This is a genomic window from Candidatus Vallotia laricis (assembly GCF_020541325.1).
In the GTDB taxonomy this organism is placed as follows: domain Bacteria; phylum Pseudomonadota; class Gammaproteobacteria; order Burkholderiales; family Burkholderiaceae; genus Mycetohabitans; species Mycetohabitans laricis.
Genome location: NZ_CP047399.1, coordinates 648,532 through 669,224, shown reverse-complemented (window position 1 = coordinate 669,224; position 20,693 = coordinate 648,532). Strand labels below are relative to the sequence as shown.

At 41.7% G+C, this 20,693-nt stretch carries 15 protein-coding genes, 3 tRNA genes and 1 other RNA gene; 14 read left to right on the top strand and 5 right to left on the bottom strand.

From position 1 onward, the window contains the following. Window positions 1-58 precede the first annotated feature (58 nt). The 3 genes from GKR41_RS02585 to GKR41_RS02575 all read left to right on the top strand — a co-directional run bounded on the left by GKR41_RS02585 (window position 59) and on the right by GKR41_RS02575 (window position 1,174). A tRNA-Ala gene (locus GKR41_RS02585) sits at window positions 59-131 on the top strand. 847 nt (window positions 132-978) lie between these two features. Next, a tRNA-Glu gene (locus GKR41_RS02580) sits at window positions 979-1,054 on the top strand. Between the two features lie 43 nt (window positions 1,055-1,097). Continuing rightward, window positions 1,098-1,174, top strand: a tRNA-Asp gene (locus GKR41_RS02575). 1,311 nt (window positions 1,175-2,485) lie between these two features. Here the strand turns inward: GKR41_RS02575 and GKR41_RS02570 are convergent. The 3 genes from GKR41_RS02570 to trxA form a co-directional block, all read right to left on the bottom strand. Continuing rightward, window positions 2,486-2,752, bottom strand: a complete 267-nt coding sequence (locus GKR41_RS02570) for a type B 50S ribosomal protein L31 (protein WP_226809638.1) — start codon at window positions 2,750-2,752, stop codon at window positions 2,486-2,488. A 1,400-nt stretch (window positions 2,753-4,152) separates the two neighbouring features. Further along, window positions 4,153-5,415, bottom strand: a complete 1,263-nt coding sequence (rho, locus tag GKR41_RS02565; RefSeq protein WP_226809637.1) for a transcription termination factor Rho — start codon at window positions 5,413-5,415, stop codon at window positions 4,153-4,155. Window positions 5,416-5,586: 171 nt separating this feature from the next. Further along, window positions 5,587-5,913 (bottom strand): thioredoxin TrxA, encoded by a 327-nt coding sequence (gene trxA / locus GKR41_RS02560; RefSeq protein WP_226809636.1) that lies wholly within the window; start codon window positions 5,911-5,913, stop codon window positions 5,587-5,589. A gap of 233 nt (window positions 5,914-6,146) precedes the next feature. On the opposite strand from trxA, the gene ffs reads away from it, so the two are divergent. From ffs to recR, 4 genes are all read left to right on the top strand, one after another. Continuing rightward, an RNA gene (ffs, locus tag GKR41_RS02555) (signal recognition particle sRNA small type) lies at window positions 6,147-6,245 on the top strand. Window positions 6,246-6,455: 210 nt separating this feature from the next. After that, complete coding sequence (gene dnaX / locus GKR41_RS02550) at window positions 6,456-8,678, top strand: DNA polymerase III subunit gamma/tau (protein ID WP_226809635.1); 2,223 nt, start codon at window positions 6,456-6,458, stop codon at window positions 8,676-8,678. 59 nt (window positions 8,679-8,737) lie between these two features. Beyond that, the gene (locus GKR41_RS02545) at window positions 8,738-9,064 is read left to right on the top strand and encodes a YbaB/EbfC family nucleoid-associated protein (RefSeq protein ID WP_226809634.1); all 327 of its coding nucleotides are present in this window, start codon (window positions 8,738-8,740) and stop codon (window positions 9,062-9,064) included. A 73-nt stretch (window positions 9,065-9,137) separates the two neighbouring features. Further along, window positions 9,138-9,740 (top strand): recombination mediator RecR, encoded by a 603-nt coding sequence (gene recR / locus GKR41_RS02540; protein ID WP_226809633.1) that lies wholly within the window; start codon window positions 9,138-9,140, stop codon window positions 9,738-9,740. Window positions 9,741-9,798: 58 nt separating this feature from the next. Here the strand turns inward: recR and GKR41_RS02535 are convergent, their stop codons facing one another. Beyond that, window positions 9,799-9,951 (bottom strand): hypothetical protein, encoded by a 153-nt coding sequence (locus tag GKR41_RS02535; protein WP_226809632.1) that lies wholly within the window; start codon window positions 9,949-9,951, stop codon window positions 9,799-9,801. A gap of 1,544 nt (window positions 9,952-11,495) precedes the next feature. Here GKR41_RS02535 and GKR41_RS02530 point away from each other — a divergent pair. Further along, the gene (locus GKR41_RS02530) at window positions 11,496-11,894 is read left to right on the top strand and encodes a LysM peptidoglycan-binding domain-containing protein (protein ID WP_226809631.1); all 399 of its coding nucleotides are present in this window, start codon (window positions 11,496-11,498) and stop codon (window positions 11,892-11,894) included. Window positions 11,895-12,838: 944 nt separating this feature from the next. Here GKR41_RS02530 and GKR41_RS02525 read toward each other — a convergent pair. Continuing rightward, window positions 12,839-13,543 (bottom strand): Bax inhibitor-1 family protein, encoded by a 705-nt coding sequence (locus GKR41_RS02525; RefSeq protein WP_226809630.1) that lies wholly within the window; start codon window positions 13,541-13,543, stop codon window positions 12,839-12,841. A 200-nt stretch (window positions 13,544-13,743) separates the two neighbouring features. Here GKR41_RS02525 and ndk point away from each other — a divergent pair, with 200 nt between their 5' ends. The 6 genes from ndk to bamB all read left to right on the top strand — a co-directional run bounded on the left by ndk (window position 13,744) and on the right by bamB (window position 20,689). After that, a complete protein-coding gene (ndk, locus tag GKR41_RS02520) occupies window positions 13,744-14,193 on the top strand; it encodes a nucleoside-diphosphate kinase (RefSeq protein WP_226809629.1) in 450 nt (149 codons plus the stop codon). Window positions 14,194-14,209: 16 nt separating this feature from the next. Then, complete coding sequence (gene rlmN, locus GKR41_RS02515) at window positions 14,210-15,349, top strand: dual-specificity RNA methyltransferase RlmN (protein WP_226809628.1); 1,140 nt, start codon at window positions 14,210-14,212, stop codon at window positions 15,347-15,349. 264 nt (window positions 15,350-15,613) lie between these two features. Then, window positions 15,614-16,120: a helix-turn-helix domain-containing protein gene (locus GKR41_RS02510; protein WP_226809627.1), complete on the top strand. Its 507-nt coding sequence runs from the start codon at window positions 15,614-15,616 to the stop codon at window positions 16,118-16,120. A gap of 454 nt (window positions 16,121-16,574) precedes the next feature. Then, window positions 16,575-17,840, top strand: a complete 1,266-nt coding sequence (gene ispG / locus GKR41_RS02505; RefSeq protein ID WP_420885671.1) for a flavodoxin-dependent (E)-4-hydroxy-3-methylbut-2-enyl-diphosphate synthase — start codon at window positions 16,575-16,577, stop codon at window positions 17,838-17,840. A gap of 47 nt (window positions 17,841-17,887) precedes the next feature. Next, window positions 17,888-19,225 carry a histidine--tRNA ligase gene (gene hisS / locus GKR41_RS02500; protein WP_226809626.1) on the top strand — a complete coding sequence of 446 codons (1,338 nt, stop codon included), beginning with the start codon at window positions 17,888-17,890 and terminating at the stop codon, window positions 19,223-19,225. A 321-nt stretch (window positions 19,226-19,546) separates the two neighbouring features. Further along, window positions 19,547-20,689 carry an outer membrane protein assembly factor BamB gene (gene bamB / locus GKR41_RS02495; protein WP_226809625.1) on the top strand — a complete coding sequence of 381 codons (1,143 nt, stop codon included), beginning with the start codon at window positions 19,547-19,549 and terminating at the stop codon, window positions 20,687-20,689. Window positions 20,690-20,693: the final 4 nt, after the last annotated feature.

Below are 20,693 nucleotides of genomic sequence, written 5' to 3'. Positions count from 1 at the left end.
ATATAAAATCACGCACAAGAAGACTTTACAAAAAATTGTTTTTTAAAATTTTCGTACTGGGGGTATAGCTCAGCTGGGAGAGCGCTTGCATGGCATGCAAGAGGTCAGCGGTTCGATCCCGCTTACCTCCACACTCATATAACACAAATACAAGTAAAATTTACCACAAATAATATATTTTATATATTTCATTTGTTTTTTGGTCAGCCTAAAAATATTGGTTTTCGCAAAAAACAATTCCATTTTTTATTTAAAAAAATAATAAAACCTTAAAATTCTAGTGCTGAAATTACCACTAAAATGTAAAAAATTTTTACATTAAATTATTTATTATCAATAGTAATCTACTATAATCACAAGCACTCATTAACTTACTTGGTAATCATTACAAAACAGTATTTATATATAGTATAATTTCTTTAGAACCATAATTTCTATTTAAAAAATAAATATAGTATGTGACTATATCATAAAAAAATTATAATTGAATATAATTCACGGCATAAATCGTAAATATAAATCATTAAAAATTACTATGAGTTCTTAATATAGTTAATAACTATATATTTATATATAAAATGATGTGGAAAAATTAATACTCAAAATTATTTGAGGATATAGATATCAAAATGATTCGTACGTTATTAAATCTTGGCTTGATTAGAAATAAGTAGTATTTATAGATATATTTAGGATGTCTAATCCTATCTAATGTATGCATATTTACTACCAATGACCTAAAAAACTTACACATAGTGTAGCTTAAGACATGTAACATATCAAAATCCAGACCGATTTAAGAGCAGTTCTTAATCTATGCCCCGAATTCTTGCTATTGCTAAAAGCAATATTTTTAATTCTGGGTACATTATTGTGTCTAGTTGACATGTATGAAGTTTTCATTGAAATCAAGAAATATCAAAAAAGACTTCACAAACGTAAAGAAGTTATCCATAATCAACTATAGTTAAAATTTATGTCCCCTTCGTCTAGGGGTCTAGGACATCACCCTTTCACGGTGAGTACAGGGGTTCAAATCCCCTAGGGGACGCCATCTACTTTAAAAGTAAATAGCATATAACACTATAAAACTCATTGGAGTGGTAGTTCAGTTGGTTAGAATACCGGCCTGTCACGCCGGGGGTCGCGGGTTCGAGTCCCGTCCACTCCGCCAAAGTTAAAAAGCCCGCGCAAGCAGGCTTTTTATGTTAGTTAATATTACTATTCAAATAAAAAAATATAAGATGATATATATCTTGTTTTTTATCTAAGAAATTATTACCCCTAAGGTAAAACTTAGGATGTGATATCTAAAAGACGTGTGTTGTGCTAGAGCATTGCGTAAATCTAATCCCATATAGAAAATCTTTTTATGCACATTCTTATTTAGGATACCAAGAGCATGATCTGTATTTACAATATTAAATAATATTATTGAGAGATTCTCATATCTACTAACGTACTATCGCTAGTTAGCGAGTGCTTTTTCAGAACACCCTTGGTTGACTTATAGTACCGCACTAATACTATCCATAAGCTTAAAGTAGCCTAAATTCTGGCTTAGATCCTAGTCTAGTAGTTGCATAAAGTTATAGCTAGAATATGGGGAGTTAGTCATCAGGGCCTCAATCTAGATTATTCATACTAAAATATTACGATGCTTAGTATTGAATAAATCAGTAAACTGTATTAATTTCGACTGAGCTTCAAAGCTAATAATTCAGAAGCAGTAAAAACCGTAAGCAGTTCGCTGTATATACTTATATAAAAGGAATACAGTTGTTAGCAATGAATTTCTAGCAAACGTAACAATCTGAGCACGATTTTAATCTATGGGGCGCCTCATAGAGCGTTCTTATCTTCGCCGTCGTCCGTCTGTACTATGCCGCAGTATGCATAACTGAGTTTATCATTACCCTATCGATTTGAGGAATTTTTTGCAGTGTTAGTTAGTTGAGTGAAGTTTAACGCTCTTAATAAGTACTATCGGCGTAGACCTGTAATTCAGGAGTAATAGCAAATTGCTCAGTGCTCTAATTAGAATTCTAGCTAATATAATAGATATGTACTATACTAAATAAGTACCATATTACAAAATACGCCTACTCATAGAGAAGTTCGCTAGGTGCCATTGAGCTATCGAAATAAATCGTGCGGATTGTTTTTCTAAAAATTATAGAGAAATAGACTATTTATCTCACACCACAATAATACAAATTGTTATTAAGATACATGCGATAATACGTTGGTAGCTGAGGATCGCTTATCTGTTAGATTACATGACCCTTATGCCTAATTATAAGATCCGTTCTTAAAAAAACAATACAGTATTTAGGTATCTAAATCGGCGCTATTAGATAAAGAAAGAGAACCGCTATCCGGGGCGGGGCTAGCTACATTAGTAGCTAGCCCTATGTAGTATATTGCGAGCAACATTAGCAGGTACCTATAGCGCCCCCCCCCCTTCGATCTATGCGGGCAATGTTTACTTCGCGATCCTTGCACTAGCAAGGCTTCCAAACTTTTGTCGGAATCTTTCAACTCGGCCAGTCGTATCTAAAAACTTATTTTGTTCACCAGTATAAAAGGGGTGCGATTCAGAAGATACCTCAACCTTCGCGAGAGGATAAATTTTTCCATCAATCTCAATCTTCTCGCGGGTCTTAATTGTTGAGCCTATGATAAATGTTTTTCCATTAGACATGTCCTGGAATGCGACTGCATGAATATCGGGATGAATATTTTTTTTCATAATGCGTTTAATTTTAAGTGATAGCAATTGCTGCGGAGTAATACTCACCTCAACACTAGTTTGAGAGGCTTTGACAAAAATAGAAAAACAAGAATTATGAATTAGCGCGTTGGTAACTAGATTTTATATTAATAAATAATTAAAAGCAGATAGTATAAATCTCAATAGTATTTAGAGAACTTATTATCTAGATTCAGAGCAAGGGGATTAGATAATTGTATTTATCCTATATAAAATAAAAGATGTAGTGGAATCAAGTCCAGGTGTTAATTAGGGGGGGGTATTTTAGATGATTTGTTTTATTAGATAGCTATGTCCAGGCTTTGCTGATCTATTATCATCCGCTTATAAGCTATAGGCTACTAACTTAGTTATCGATAGTTTTGTAGATCACAATCTGTTTATACCATGAAATCTGTTTTTTACTTATGCCTTTAAAAATCTAGTTTGCAACCGGTAAAAGTCTAAGCACTAGTATCTATAGTAGGTCTGTTAGTTTAATCGTTCTCATCCATGATCATCATGCTTTTTCTTTGGTAAAACTAAGAAACTATCCAGTAAGAAATATTTCCGTCAGATTCGCTTCAATATCCTGTGCGCGGCAAGGAATAGTTATTAGATAGGTGCTCCTGCGCATAAAGTTAAAGTTTTACTAAATACATCCTGTCATAGCGATTTTTGAGTGGGAGCGTAGCTACAGTAGCGATACCGTAAATTACTAGTAATTTCCCCAATTCAGGGTACAACGTCTAATGTTTTCCGGTATTTTAGAAGAATCTAATACTAAAAATGGTAGATTTGACAAAATACGTTTCTTACAGAGAACGGACTAATATGCGCGACTAGCTCATACTACTATAAATGCTTAAGATAATACTTGTTATTGCTAACAACCGAAATCGCTAATAACCGAAGAGTACCCCAGGAGTCAGGTCGCATAATACTGCCCATATATATAGATACTAGGGTGTTATCACAGCTATTTTAGCGGTCACAGCTAACGCCTATTCTACGCAGCGCGCGGTAAAAATAGAGTTTTTATAAGCCTAGAGTGGTGCTATCTTTATAGCATGCTGTAACTCACACGTGCGCTATAAATTCTAGCTGTTTTAACATCATATTTAACATCATATTAACCAGCCTCTAATCGTATAGAAGCTCTATCTTAAGGCGCACTGTTTTTTAGCTCACCAAGATTTACGTAGTACGTTTATCTTGGGGTTTATACAGACATATGGTTAAGAACATATAGATAGTATCTCGAACAAATCTTCAGCACCATGCTTTTACCATACTTATATAAACTTTTGCACTTTATTTACAGAAGATGACCCACTGGCACAAGCATCTGCGGCTAATGTATTGCTAAGAGCTATAGATCAAAGATGTGTACTCTGAAACTATCCACCACGGCGCATCATGTCAAAGAACTCCGAGTTATTTTTAGTCTGTTTTAGTTTATCAAGCAGGAATTCCATGGATTGGATTTCATCCATATCATGGATAAACTTACGCAGTACCCAAATCTTTTGCAGGATTTCTGGCTTAATGAGTAATTCTTCTCGACGGGTACCTGATTTATTTAGGTTGATTGATGGATAAACCCGCTTTTCCCCAAGGCGTCGCTCTAGATGTACCTCCATATTGCCGGTTCCCTTAAACTCTTCATAAATAACATCATCCATCCGACTTCCGGTTTCTATAAGCGCAGTGCCGATAATTGTGAGCGAACCGCCTTCTTCGACATTCCGTGCTGCACCAAAGAAACGCTTCGGGCGTTGTAATGCGTTGGCGTCTACGCCTCCAGTTAAGACTTTGCCCGACGCCGGAACAACAGTGTTGTAAGCACGCGCGAGACGCGTGATAGAGTCTAGTAGAATCACTACATCGTGCTTCATCTCAATGAGTCGCTTCGCTTTTTCTATGACCATTTCAGCAACCTGCACGTGACGCGCTGCTGGTTCATCAAACGTAGACGCAATTACCTCACCAGCTACCGAACGTTGCATTTCAGTAACCTCTTCAGGGCGCTCGTCGATTAGTAGTACAAATAATATAACATTCGGATGGTTCGACTTAATTGCATGCGCAATGTGCTGAAGCATTACAGTCTTTCCAGACTTTGGCGACGCTACTAGGAGTCCGCGTTGGCCTTTTCCGATCGGTGCGATCATATCAATGATGCGTCCAGTGACATTTTCTTCGCCTCGCATATCTCGCTCGAGAGACAGGGGCTTATTTGGATGTAGTGGCGTGAGATTTTCGAACATAATTTTATGTTTCGACGCCTCTGGTGGATGTCCGTTAACTTTATCTACTTTGACAAGTGCAAAATATCGCTCCCCGTCTTTTGGCGTACGCACTTCGCCCTCGATTGTATCGCCAGTGTGCAAGTTAAAACGTCGGATTTGCGACGGACTAATATAAATGTCGTCAGTGCTCGCTAGATACGATGTTTCAGGTGAGCGTAGAAAACCAAAACCATCTGGCAGTACTTCGAGTGTTCCGTCGCCAAAAATTGTTTCACCAGTCTTGGCCCGCTTCTTTAAAATTGCAAACATTAACTCCTGTTTGCGCAAGCGATTCGCATTTTCGATTTCTAGACCATGAGCCATTTCGATCAAAGCGGATACGTGTTGCGACTTGAGCTCGGACAAATACATACAGGAATCCCGCTAAGGAAAGAGAAGAAGCGACAAAAGGGGAGCCGTCAGGCGACGGGCTTAATTATTATACGGTTTGAAACGTATTCGCTTTATGATATCAGCATAGCCGAATACGGTGCTTATTACAAAATGTAACAAGCACCGCCAGGGTTTAAATACTGACGAGAATCAAATATAACTATCAATAAGTGCTGTAATTTGTGCTTTCGATAATGCGCCAACCTTAGTTTGAGCCACTACACCGTTCTTAAACAGAATTAATGTCGGGATTCCTCTAACGCTAAACTTAGCCGGTGTTTCTGGATTCTGATCAACATTGATCTTCCCAACCTGCAGGCGATCGCTATATTCACGTGCCACCTCGTCTAGTAGCGGCGCAATCACTTTGCACGGGCCACACCATTCTGCCCAAAAGTCGAGTAGGATGGGCTTGTCTGCCTTAAGCACGTCTTGCTCAAACGAAGTGTCAGTAATATGCTTGATTTGTTCGCTCATTATTGCGTTACCTTTAAGCTTACGGGGGGTATAGCTTTATAATGCTCGATACACCCGATCTCCAAAAATCCGCTCAACGTCAGCATATCGTCGAACGGCAGTCTTCGCGAAACGTAGGGGCAAGACCTACCCCCTCTGATCGTTCGCATATTCTATAGTCGCAATCTTAACGTAATTTGTTCCATGTCGGGCGTACTAGCGTTGCGATATAATCTAGTGCTAAAATGTTTCTTGACGGGCCTCCTCGCATGGCGGTAAGGTCAACCTGGTCAGATCGGGAACGAAGCAGCCATAGCCATTTTCCGCTAGTGCCGAGGGTTGGGCTCGTCACCTTCTTCTCGAAATTATCTTGATTTTAGACTAATTTACCCAAGTTTAGACTAATTTACCCAGGGTAGCCTGGTGATAACATGCCTATGCGTTATGCACCAGTTTTTGCCTCATGCCTCATATTCCCCCGTTCTTTACTGGCATACCCGCATCGCAAGCCTAGATGGCCAACTTCGCGAGTATCGCCCCGATTATTACTGATATAATTTTCGATGATTCATCAAGTTCTTGCGCGTAAGTGGAGACCCAGAGATTTCGCATCGTTAGTTGGCCAGGAACACGTAGTGCGTGCACTCACCCATATTTTGCAAGCGCAACGGTTGCATCACGCCTATTTGTTTACTGGAACGCGCGGCGTCGGCAAAACAACATTGTCGAGGATCTTGGCAAAGTCGCTCAATTGCGAAACCGGTATTACTGCTACTCCGTGCGGTGTATGTACGGCATGCTGCAAAATTGAAGAAGGTCACTTTGTTGATTACCTTGAAATGGACGCAGCCAGCAACCGAGGTGTTGACGAGATGGCGGCACTACTCGAGCACGCTGTATACGCACCAGTCGATGCGCGCTTCAAGATTTATATGATTGATGAAGTACATATGCTAACTCATCATGCTTTTAACTCAATGCTCAAAATGCTCGAGGAGCCTCCATCGCATGTGAAGTTTATTCTTGCTACAACCGATCCCCAGAAAATTCCTGTCACAGTATTATCACGCTGTTTGCAGTTTAACCTCAAACAAATGCCAATAGGCTATATTGTGTCGCACCTAGAACTTATACTAGCTAACGAAGGTATTAGTTTTGAGATGCAAGCATTGCGTCTGTTATCACGCGCTGCTGACGGTAGTATGCGCGACGCACTGTCGTTAACTGATCAAGCGATTGGGTATTCAGCTGGCATGATTACTGAACAAGCTGTACGCAGCATGCTTGGTGCACTAGACCAGAGTTATCTAACACAGCTGCTCGATGCGATTATTATACGCGATGGTACTACAGTTCTCTCAATATCTGATGAGATAGCGGCACGCAGCCTCTCATTCTCGACTGCGCTACAAGATTTGTCTGGATTGCTGCATCGTATTGCGTGGGCGCAGATAGTTCCAGATTCGATACTAGACGAATGGCCTGAGGCAGAGAATATTCGGCATTTTGCGGCGCAGATAGCACCGGAAGATGTGCAGTTGTATTATCAGATCGCAACAATTGGTCGTGCTGAGCTAGGTCTGGCCCCGGATGGGTATGCTGGTTTCACAATGGCGCTATTGCGTATGCTTGTGTTCGATACTATGCATACGGCATGCGGGTCTGTATCAGGGGATACGCAGCCTACTTCTAGCACACCTCTAGTGGGCTATCCAGATGCCGAAGGCTTAATATCTAGTAGAATATGCGTCCCCGAGACAGGGAAAGCGTCCATATATTTTCCCCGCTTACCTAAATTTGTACAAGATAGGGCTAATACGGACGAGGTAATACAAGCAGAAGAACGCAGCATGCAAGTAATGTGCATGAATGCAATAGGGCAGATCAACATTAGTGCTGATTTAGGTGGTATAGATACAGCTCGGTCACGGCTAGATGAGATTCACGAAGTGAAGATAGCGAATGCACTATCGGATGTAACGGAATCCTCTTCGATTCAACTTGAATTAAAGGGGGATATTATTGCCCCATCCTTATCCAAAGCAGCTGTCTCATATCTAGACATATTGTGCGTTAATACTCTTGCTAAGAGCAAGATACTTAGTCTGCGGAGCCAAGTAGATAGTATTTCCAGTAGGTGCACTCGTACACCGGCGGTCGCATTAAAGAACTCTCCATTTGAGGTGAGCATAAAACCAGGCATACAAAGAACTTCTTTTAAATCGGAATCATTCGTATCCCGAAATGATACGTTGCCAAACAACCAGTCCGTACCACTCTCTGCTTCTAACCGTACCTTCGATGTTAATACACCTCATTTCACCTCAATGGTAGATAACGTTACACACGACGTGCGGACTACGGTACCGTCTCCAGTGCCGGATATATCTCTTAATTCTCTTGGTTATGACGGCGATTGGCCAACGTTAGTGACATTACTCCCGCTCCGCGGCATTGCATACCAGCTTGCACTTCATAGTGAGCTTATAGCGTGTAACTGTGACGAACTTGTATTAAGAGTATCGGTTCCACAATATACCAATGTAGCACACGTTAATAGGTTGAAAACTGCAATTGAACAGGTTCTGGGTAGGCTGATTCATGTAACCGTATCTGTCGGCCCTGCATACCAAACAGCTGCAGCTGTAGAATTCGCGCGCCGGGCACAGCAACAGCAGAAAGCCGAGCAGGAGATTAACTCGGACCCGTTTGTGCGGGGGTTAATCCGCGAGTTTGGGGCAACAATCGTGCTAGATTCGATTCGCCCACTGGCCGTTCATTATTAATCATTAACTACATGTTATAGGATAATGCAGTATTCTTATTTATTTGAAGGAGTTCTATTATGATGAAGAGTCAACTGGCTAGTTGGATGAAGCAAGCGCAGCAAATGCAAGAGAACATGAAGAAGATGCAGGAGCAACTCACGCATATTGAAATTGAGGGCCAGTCTGGTGCTGGTCTGGTAAAAGTAACGATGGCCTGCAAAAACGAAGTGCGTCGTGTCTCAATCGATCCGAGTTTATTAACCGATGATAAAGAGATGCTTGAAGATCTAGTTGCTGCTGCATTTAATGATGGAGTGCGTAAGGCAGAGGCAATAGCACAGGAAAAAATGTCTGGCATGAGTGCAGAGTTTTCTCTGCCACCAGGCTTTAAACTGCCATTATAATTTTACACAGGCCCCCTTCTATGAACGCATGTGTCGCGTTTCAACTGCTAGTCCGTATTGGCACAAACCATATATGAAGAGGAGGCAACCTTCCGTGCTAGCAACAATGATTGATGCGCTTCGCAGACTGCCTGGTATTGGGCCAAAGTCCGCGCAGCGCATCGCTTATCACTTGATGCAAAATGATCAAGAGGGAGCGCAACGACTTGGCCGGTCTCTGCTGCACGCGACACAAGTACTTAAGCACTGTGAACGATGTAATACGTTTACTGAGCATGAAGTATGTGAGCTATGCAGAGATGAGCGGCGTGATTCAACACTGCTATGTGTGGTCGAGATGCCTACGGACCAAATTATGCTTGAGCAAACACTTACTTATTGCGGGCTATATTTTGTACTAATGGGGCGCCTAAGCCCGCTTAACGGTATCGGGCCATGTGAGATTTATTTCAACAGATTAATGCGCCGAGCTACTGATAGTGTGGTCACTGAAGTTATGTTAGCCACTAACTTTACAAACGAAGGCGAGGCAACTGCGCATTATTTAGGCCAAATGCTTAAATCTCGGGGCTTAACTGTCACGCGTCTCGCTCGGGGTGTACCTGTCGGTAGTGAACTTGAATATGTCGATGCTGGCACGATCGCCCGTGCGATACTAGACCGTCGCTCAGTCTAAAATTTTACAGCGCGAAGTAAGATTAATAGTTTGCGAGAGATACACTACTTCGTTATCTCTAGCGTACACAAATAAATGTCCTTGACGTTATGCGTTCTGTAGCTACGCCGCTAGATAGCAGGCTCTCGGTTCTATCCGAGGCTGCTCGCTCCGATAACACCTCTAACACCGAAGGCATCATATGCTCATGCCCCCCCCAATTCTGTAACATATCTAACCGTAGCTACTCTAAATTCCCCGTGTCTTTATATGCTATTTGTTGCCGAGATAATTTTTGCAGGATTTTTTAGTGCGTGCTTTGTTAGTTTAAAGCTGCACTTTCTATCGTAAGACGGCTTTAGTGATAATTACTTCATGAAGATTTTGTTTAGTAATGATAACAGTTATCTAGCACTCGCTCTTACCACGCTTACCATGCACCTACACACTTAGGCTAAGTAATGATGGTTGTTCGGAGTATTATTATAATGGCGCATCAAACTCGTTAACGTTATGGAGACTTATACTTATCTTAGTCTTTGCTGCCGAAAATAATGTTCGCAATATGCATTGCACGCTTACTAATTGTGTACACGTGATACTAACCTGGCTACTGGGTAATAAGCCAGACTCAGGTAGTATTTGATACTAAAAATAGACAGAACACAGGTGAAAATACGCTGTATTTTAGCACTGCTGCGGAAGATGTCTAAAGACTTTAGTTCGGTATTCCATTAATCGGTTTCGCTAGTGAACAAAGATTGGGCACACTTAGAATTAAGAATATTAGTTACAAGCACTACTGTCTACCTATACGCTACTAAATATAAATATATATCCTAGATCCGACTTATTCTGAAATAAGAACTGTCGTGTTACTCAGATCGGTCAGTATAGCCATCACAATCCGAGCAAGCGATCCGCTCAAGTGATGGGCTAGGGCTATATATTTGCAAGCGAAGGCGCAGACTTTCATGCAGTGCGACAGCTGGCGTATCTTACTTACACTGCTACAACTAGATTTGACTGATATGCAATTGATTTCTTCGCTACGGGAATGGATATAGAGTGCTCAATTTAATCTATAAACGTACTAGATTAGTGTAACTAGATCCGTACTGTTAGCATCGAGACTGCCCTAAAGCTGATAAACATGCGAATGCACGAAGATTTTAATTCAAGGAGAGTATTTGATATACAACTGTATTAGTTGAAATTAGTAGAATCTACGTATGGGCTTTATTTATAAAATATGAAACTTTTTCAAGAAGAAATAGCGCCGAAACAGTTGTAAACTATACAATTATTAGTCAGTAGATGCAGGCTACACGAGTTTATTAAAAGACTAGGCCTCTTATCAAGCCCTAGAAAAGGCTTCCTCTAACCATCGTGTTTATGCGAAAATTGGTGGTAGTGCAAAGCTATTTTTCAGATCCGCATATATTTGCTCGGAAAAGTCATTATATAAGCCCGTCAAAAACGAATACGCATCCGATAGGCTTATAAAAATTCGTTCCTACCATAATAGTAGGAGAGACTATAATTTCTCAAGAGATTAGACTATTTGATACTGTTATTAATGGACACTATAAGTGTCTTTTATAGCTACGCCCCCCCCAAACATATTAGGGGGGATATCTAGAAAGCTTAGCATCCTATATCACCTAATGGTCTTTACAGTTGCAAGAAATATGTGCTCTTATTATTAAGCTAGCCTAGAGTGGAAAACGTCACAATTTATAATGTAGTCTTGAAGAGCATATTGCGGAGTAAAGTGTGAACGCAAATCTGGTGAAGGTTGAGCAAACGATTTTTATCGTAGCACTTCTAGTAATGCTAACGGCATGTTCGATGCGGCCAGAGCAGCCTACCCCCATCATTGATCATAGTACCACGCTTCTTTCCGGTAGCGGCGTTACAGTATCAATTGAGCTATCAGATTCTCCAGCGCCATTAGGATACTATCGTGTGAAGTTAGGTGACACCTTATATCGGATCGCACTAGAGAATAATCAGAATTACCGCGACATCGCTTTGTGGAATAACCTAACAAATACGCTCATCAAAATTGATCAGTTATTACTAGTTGTTCCACCAAAAACGAATATCTCCCATTCGTCTAGAATTGTATCTAAAACTAATTCAGCAGCGTATTTATACGATTCGCGTCAGTAATCAGATCCATTCCAGTACTATCAAAATAGCATATGGAAATATTCACTTTATACGCCTATCCGCAGGCGAGTTCTAAGTCATCTCGATAAATCAAAGAATAAGAATATAACTCTTAGCACTTCACAAAGTGAAATGCTAAGATCCCCCCCCGAGAATAGACGCATTGTTTATGTCGGAGACAAGCTGCACAGATATAAAAATCTTACAATTATTAAGTAAAAAACTTACTAACTGCTTAACTAGTTAAAAAAGTTTTTTAAAAACCAGACATTTTCTGAAAAAAGACGTGTAAATTTGAACAAATCAATACTGTATTTTAAGATTTATAAATAAGTGGGGGGGGGGCTATTAATCTAGGAAACTAGCTTTCGCCACAATAAAAAATCTAGAATAAATAAAGCAAAAATTAATCTTTTAACTAAAATGTTATATACTTTACCCATAAAGACATATTCTGGATAATAATCTATATTATATTATGTATGTATAAGTACATACGCATCAGTACATTGTAATAAACTAAATCTAATTTTACCTAAACCACACCAAAATAAACTATTTCTAATTTCCGCAGATTGCGTTAAGCGGCTTATAATTCAATTATTACAACTAGTACTACGTATCACAATTAGCTAAGTAAGATGGGGTGCTGACACGCGACCATTTTTATCTTTTTACTGTATTAATCTAAACGGCTAGTTAAAACTGTTTTGGATTAAATATTTCAGCATTGTCACTCGGATAGCTTATGCGGGAAGATGGTAATCACTATTAAGTGTAGCGAAGAATTAACGTAGTAATAAGTGCGAATTATACGTGACTTGGACACTGCTGATTTTATGGATTGTACACTTCAATATGTAACTAACAAGAAAAATTTTGCAGACCATATCAGAGCTATCGCTCATTAGACGGGCGCGCTCACGCACGCCCGTCTATCTAACTTAGTTATTGCGGTTCCCACCTAAAATGCCGAGGAACACTAGCAGATTCGTGAACACATTATATAAATCTAAATAAATCATTAACGCTGCGCTAATATAGTTTGTTTCTCCGCCCTTAACTACACGTTGCACGTCTAGTAGCATGTAGGCGGAGAAGATTATAATTGATAAAATCGACACCGTTAGCATAAGAGCAGAGAGTTGTAAAAAGATATTTGCGATAGAGGCAAATGCCATCACAAATACGCCAACAAATAACCATTTACCCAAGCCAAAAAAATCTCGCTTGCTTACTGTGGCAATAGTTGCCATCGTGGCAAAAATTAAACCGGTTCCACCAAAAGCTAGCATGATCAATGATGTGCCATTTGTGAATCCAAGCACAAGGCTTAGGAGATGCGAAAGCATGAGACCCATGAAAAATGTGAAGCCAAGCAAGAGGAATACACCTATTGCTCGGTGCTTAGTCTGCTCGATTGCAAATATAAAGCCAAACGCGATCACAAGGAAAGCTAACACACTTATTATTGGCGAAGTAGCGGTGAATAGAGAAAAGCCTGTTATGACTCCGATCCATGCACCAAACACGCTTGGAATCATCGACAGTGCTAATAGCCAATATGTATTACGTAGTACTTTATGTTGAGTTTTAGTAGACACAATGGTGTCGGTATGCCCAAACCTATAGATATGAGGGTCAGCCATAGTTTCTCCTTACAGTATTTGCCTTACTAACGATGCTTGCATCGCCTTAGTTATCTTATGACGACAATTTAATGTCAAGCTGCGCGTCATATAAGTTATAGTCTTGCGGTATTGTGGGCTCTTTCGGTAATGATACACCGCTTCATGCTAGGATGGCAGTTGTGTAGGCCCTATAATTCCCTCATTTTCGGAGCTTTTTCATGACGATAGAGCGAACTTTATCGATTATCAAACCCGATGCTGTCGCAAAAAATGTGATTGGTCAAATATATAGTCGTTTTGAGAACGCCGGGCTAAAAATTATAGCGGCCAATATGGCCTATCTGTCGCGCTCGGATGCGGAAAAGTTTTACGTGATACATAAAAATCAGCCTTTTTTTAAGGATCTAATTGAATTTATGATATTAGGCCCACTTATGATTCAAGTGCTTGAGGGTGACGATGCGATTGCGAAGAATCGTAGGCTTATGGGTGCGACTGATCCCAAGAAAGCTGAAACAGGTACAATTCGTGCGGATTTTGCGGTTAGCATCGATGCTAATGCGATACATGGCTCTGATTCGCAGGAAACAGCGGCTACTGAGATCGCCTTCTTCTTTCCGGAAATAAACGTCTACTCTCAACGTAACGTTTCGTCAGGCACTTTTTAAAAAACTAAGCGCAATAATGACTAACGTAGTAAATCTTCTTGATTTTGATCCTACAGGTCTGGTCGAGTACTGCGCGAGTTTTGGAGAAAAACCATTTCGTGCTCGTCAGTTGCAGCATTGTATTCATCATCGGGGTATGAGCAATTTTGACGCAATGACTATTCTTGCGAAATCGCTACGTGATAAGCTCAAAACCTACGCATCAATCCGCTATCCAGCGGTTCTCAAAGATTACACATCTGCAGACGGCACGAGAAAGTGGCTACTCGATGTCGGCGAAGGTAATGCTATAGAGACTGTTTATATTCCAGAGCAAAGACGCCGTACGCTTTGCATATCATCACAGGCTGGCTGTGCTGTAAACTGTTGTTTTTGTTCGACTGGAAAACAAGGTTTCTCGCGTAATCTCGTCGTTGGAGAGATTATTGGGCAGTTATGGATGACCGAGTTTGCTCTACGTGCCACTCACGGCAGATTTTCTGCGGGTGAGCGAGTAATTACGAACGTTGTGATGATGGGCATGGGTGAGCCACTACTAAATTTCGATGCAGTAGTATCTGCTATGCGATTGATGCTTGATGACCACGCATACGGATTATCACGTCGCCGAGTAACACTTTCTACATCCGGGGTTGTGCCAATGATTAACCGGCTCGCAGATGAGTTACCTGTAGCACTAGCCGTGTCATTGCACGCACCCAACAACGCGTTGCGCGATAAATTAGTGCCGCTGAATCAAAAGCACCCGCTTGAAGAATTAATGGTGTCATGTAGCCGATATCTTCGTGTCTCGCCACGAGATTTTATTACGTTCGAATATTGCATGCTGGATGGTATTAATGACAGCGATAAGTGCGCACAACAGCTACTTGAATTAACTAGCGATGTATCGTGTAAATTTAACTTGATACCCTTCAATCCATTTCCCGGATCCAGACTATTGTGTTCTTCTGCGGAGAGGATTAAGCGGTTCACGCATATTCTGATGGATGGTGGTGTTACAACGACCGTGCGTAGAACACGTGGCTCTGATATCGATGCAGCTTGCGGCCAGTTAGTGGGCGAGGTTCGTGATCGCACCAGGGCGGCAGAGCGCGTGCAACAAGGCACCAATGCTGGTCTCATACTGACTAGTAAGTGCTCTAATAATATATGATAACGGAGGGGAACAAAACGTAAATAAGATCCTGCTTTGGAAAATCTGGGATAGTAACGATATCCAAGGGAATGCTATCTAGGTAGGATATATTGCGTTCTACTGATTTTATGTCATTCGCTCCCATCACGAATTATAATTCGTAGGTTATTATCTTTCTGATAAATAGCCCTTTCTGATCCAATTTTTTAAACATTTGATTCAATCAGGTCATCGGTATGGCAAGGCAGAGAGCAGCGCAAAGAATTCTATAAGGAATTAAGGATGGATAATCAGCAGCATCCGATGCTCCATAACTCGAGTGTCACAGATAAAAATTTAGATCCGAGCGTTGCGATAGAATCCGCTCGGCGGGTTGGTGCGCAGCTTGAAAAGCTACGCAAGGCTAAAAGCTGGTCAATTGAAGATGTATCCGCGCGCTTAAAAGTCTCGCCGAACAAGTTGCGCGAGCTAGAATTAGGAGATTACAGCCACCTGCCGGATACGATGTTTGCAATTGGCGTAGTGCGCAGCTATGCGAAAATGATCGGGATTAATCCCATGCCATTAATCGATACTCTCCGAGATGCTGGTGTACCAATTAAGCCCGATATCTCACTACCCACAAACAGTGGCATTGGATTACCACGAGAACGTATCGTTATGAATTTTAGAGGCACCCCCAGACTTCGGCCGTGGATGTGGATCGTCGGACTTGTGATTACATTAGCGGCAATCGTAGCAGTATGGTTTGCTGGCGGAGGAGAGTTAGCTTATTCGCTGAAAGCTTGACAGTACTAATATAGTTATAGATATCACCACTCTATTATTAGGTATGTAATTAGTATTAGTTTGAGCATACTTATTACATTTCCGCAATACGAGGTAGTCAAGGGGAGTTAGCTTTAGTGTTCCTACAATTCTGGTAAGCGCTATGCCGGGAGATATGTTGGTAACACTAGACGGCATGACTATTTGATAGTAAGGATGGGGGAATCATCAAGGTGTCGCAGACAGTTAGTCTAATTTAACATATCATCATAATATATCGTCATTTCTTCTAAATTTCAGAGAAACGTCTCACGATCTAGTCTACAGTGATACTAGATATAGCTAGTGTAGTAAGCCTATGGGCAGTCAATTTTGCTACGCCATAATGCTACAAAGATTAATGTATTATACGGTGACATAATTCAATTCCTTCTGGGTTCTGTTTGAATCCGGTACTGTGCTGATAGCGAGCTTTATAGTGTCGAGTAAACAAGTATTTGCTGGCTCTGCTCCAAGGCGTCAAGCGCATGCGGTTATAGTACGCTGGCAAGACCATTCAGTAATGATTGGCGGTAGCGCACCAGTTTGTGTGCAATCTATGGCGAGCACCGATACTGCCGATCCAATTAGTACGGCCATTGAGATTAAAGATCTTGCGCAAGCAGGCTCTGAGCTAGTTCGTATCACGATTAATACACCCGAGGCCGCAACCGCGGTGCCAGTAATCCGTGAGAAACTTGATTGTATGGGCGTAAACGTGCCCCTTATTGGCGATTTCCATTATAACGGTCATCAGCTGTTGCGCGACTACCCGGATTGCGCGCAAGCACTCTCGAAATACCGAATCAACCCTGGTAATGTTGGGCAGGGCGCTAAGCGAAGCGTGCAATTCGATCAGATTATTGAGGCAGCAATTTTCTATAATAAGCCAGTGAGAATTGGCGTGAATTGGGGCAGCTTAGACCAGGATCTAGTTGCTCACATGATAGATGAGAATTCACGACGTGTAGCACCATGGAATGTATCAAGCCTGATGTACGAAGCACTGATCCAGTCCACAATTAGTTCGGCTGAGCGTGCTATCGAACTTGGTTTAGGACATGATCGTATTGTGCTTTCGTGCAAGGTTAGCAGTGTGCAAGATCTGATTGCAGTCTATCAGGAGCTATCGATTCGTTGTAGTTTTGCCTTACACCTAGGACTTACCGAAGCGGGGATAGGCTCAAGAGGTATTGTTGCATCAGCTGTTTCTCTATCGGTGCTATTGCAAAAGGGCATTGGTGATACGATTCGTGTCTCGCTTACGCCGGAACCAGGGGCTTTACGTACTAGTGAAGTTATTGTTGCCCAGGAAATTTTACAGACGATGGGGCTACGCTCGTTTATGCCGATGGTGATTGCATGTCCAGGGTGTGGTCGTACTACAAGTGCCGTGTTTCAGAAGTTAGCATCACGAATTCAAAACTATCTTCGAACGCAGATGCTAGTGTGGAAAAAACAGTATCCTGGTGTCGAAACGATGAATATCGCAGTTATGGGCTGCATCGTTAATGGTCCCGGCGAGTCTAAGCATGCAAATATCGGCATTAGCTTGCCGGGAACTGGCGAAAATCCAGCGGCGCTTGTGTTCATCGATGGCGTGAAAACGACCACGCTGCGCGGAACGCGCATCGTGGAGCAATTTCAGGATATCGTTAACGACTATGTCCGGCGTACTTATAGTGTAACAGTAGCGAGCTAAAAAAGCATGTTACGCACATTCTGAACCCGGAGTATCCTAGAATCGACATGATAGAAAATAAACACAAACCAGATAAGTTAACCGGCGTTAAAGGAATGAACGATATCTTGCCATGCGACGTCGGTCTGTGGAGATTTCTTGAGAACGCTATCAAATCGATATTGCATGCCTATGGATATCGGAACATCCGTACCCCAATTCTTGAATATACGTCATTATTTAGGCGAAGTATCGGTGAAGTAACGGATATTGTTACAAAAGAAATGTATAGCTTTGTCGATTCATTAAATGGGCAGCAATTGACGATGCGTCCCGAGAATACTGCTGCGGTAGTCCGTGCGGCGATCGAACATAACCTGCTATACGATGGCCCCAAGCGGCTTTGGTATATCGGGCCGATGTTTCGCCACGAACGTCCACAACGCGGTCGCTATCGACAGTTTCATCAAGTTGGTGTCGAAGCACTTGGATTCGCGGGTCCGGATGTAGATGCGGAAATTATCTTGATGTGCCAGCGACTTTGGAGCGACTTAGGACTTACAGGTATTCGTCTTGAATTAAATTCCCTGGGGCACAAACATGAACGCGCCGCTCACCGAGATCAATTGATTACCTACCTAGAGAAATATATCGAGTTGCTCGATAATGATTCAAAGCATCGGCTATATACGAACCCATTACGTGTGCTAGATACAAAAAATCCTGCACTGCAGGATATTGCAGCGAATGCACCTAAGATAATTGACTTCCTCGGGGAGGAATCGCTCGGGCATTTTAAGGGAGTGCAATCCCTGCTTAGTGCGAATAATGTCTCATTTACTATTAATCCTCGGCTTGTTCGAGGGTTGGACTATTATAATATGACAGTATTTGAGTGGGTAACTGACAGGCTTGGTGCGCAAGGTAGCGTCGGCGGTGGTGGCCGATATGACCCCCTAATCAAACAACTAGGTGGTAAGCCAGCACTGGCGTGCGGCTGGGCTTTAGGTATCGAGCGTATTTTGGAACTGCTACGCGAGGATAATCCGGTTCCATCAGACGACGGTTGCGACGTTTATATTGTGTACCAAGGCGATGTAGCTCATAGTCGTGCATTTGTTATGGCTGAACAGCTACGCGATACGGGGTTAGATGTGGTCTTGCATTGCAGCACAGACAATACGTCGGTAAGTTTGCGGTCACAGATGAGGTTCGCTGATGTGAGCGGTGCTATGTATGCAGTGATAATTGGTGACGACGAGGTGCGGCAGGATGAAGTGTCGATCAAACTGCTTCGTAGCGATCGAACGATCACGAACGCAGATCGTATTCAACAACGGGTGCCAACTAAATGCTTGGCTGAATTTCTAACTAATTTAATAGCAGCCAAGACGAAAAAGTATTAATCAAATGACGAGTAAGTATAAACTGCAGTGAATGCTGCTTATACAATCTTAGATGCTGCAGGCAGCCGTGCTCTAAACATGGCCAGCAAACCTAGGAGACAACCACTAGTCCAAGCATATTCTAATGGATCTAGAGACATGCCTTAGTATGTCTGTTAATTCATTACTCAACGTGACGTCGGCTGCTATAAAATACTTGTAAGTAAATATTGTAGATTAGACATGCGAAATAGGTTTATAGGGATAATAAGATCGTAGTTTTCTATGTTATTGATCGATTATCAGTTTAATTTCTATTAACCGCCTATATGTTATTAATTAATGAATTTTGTTATCTATTACGTTCGACTGTTTGCCTACCTACTTCCACCAGCCATGCTTGCTGCATGCTCGTTTACTAAAGGTATACATTGTTCCTCGACGGCGCTAATCCCGATCAAAACTGCGCATGAGATATCTGAAGTTTGGAGGATTAGTGTAGGAAGATCTGGGAGATATTTTTTCGTCCCATCTTCTGTAGGCGATTATGTATATGCAGCCAGCAAAAACGGGTCCGTGCTAAAGATTGATGCGACTAATGGCAAAGAAATTTGGCGCACAAAATTAGGCGTAGACCTGTCCGCTGGTGTCAGCAGCGATGGAATGATAACTGCAGTTTGCACGCTTGAGGGTAGCGTATTTGTGCTTGACAATGATGGAAAGATCTTATGGAAAGCAAATGTGCTTGGAAAAATCATTACACCACCAGCAGTAGGTCAGGATTTTGTACTTGTACGGACGATTGATGGACGTATTACGGCATTCAACTCACGGACTGGCGAACAAAAATGGGTTTATGTAAACCGCTCGGTGCCTTTAAATCTGCAGACTATCGCTGGTATTACGTTAGCGGGTAAGAATATGCTGTTAGCAGGTTTCCCGGATGGATCGCTTTCTGCAATCAATTTGCAAAATGGTCATGAATACTGGCAAACATTAGTTTCCTATCCACATGGTACAACTGAGGTTGAGCGTATTCATGATGTAGTCGGTGCACCTACGGTCGTAGGCTCACGAACTTGTGCGGTAAATTTCCAGGGGCAAATTGGTTGTTTTGATGTTTTAAGCGGGCGCGTACTGTGGAAACAACCGTTTTCTAGTTATAGTGGATTAGCTCAAGATGATTATGCGGTAGTATCTACAGACGAAGGGTCTGGCATATCGCTATACGATTCCACAAACGGGAAGTCTCTATGGCATAACGTGCATCTACAGGGATACGCTGTCACTGCGCCAACAATTATCGGTAATATAGTAGTGGTCGGCGACTGCCACGGATTTATTCACTTTCTATCACGTGATACCGGGGAATTTGTTGCGCGTAGAAAGACAAGCGGATCCATAATTGCGCAACCGGTTGTTGCTGGGAACACATTAGTTGTGCAGACCAGCGACGGTGATTTATACGGTTTCCGACTACAATAAGTCA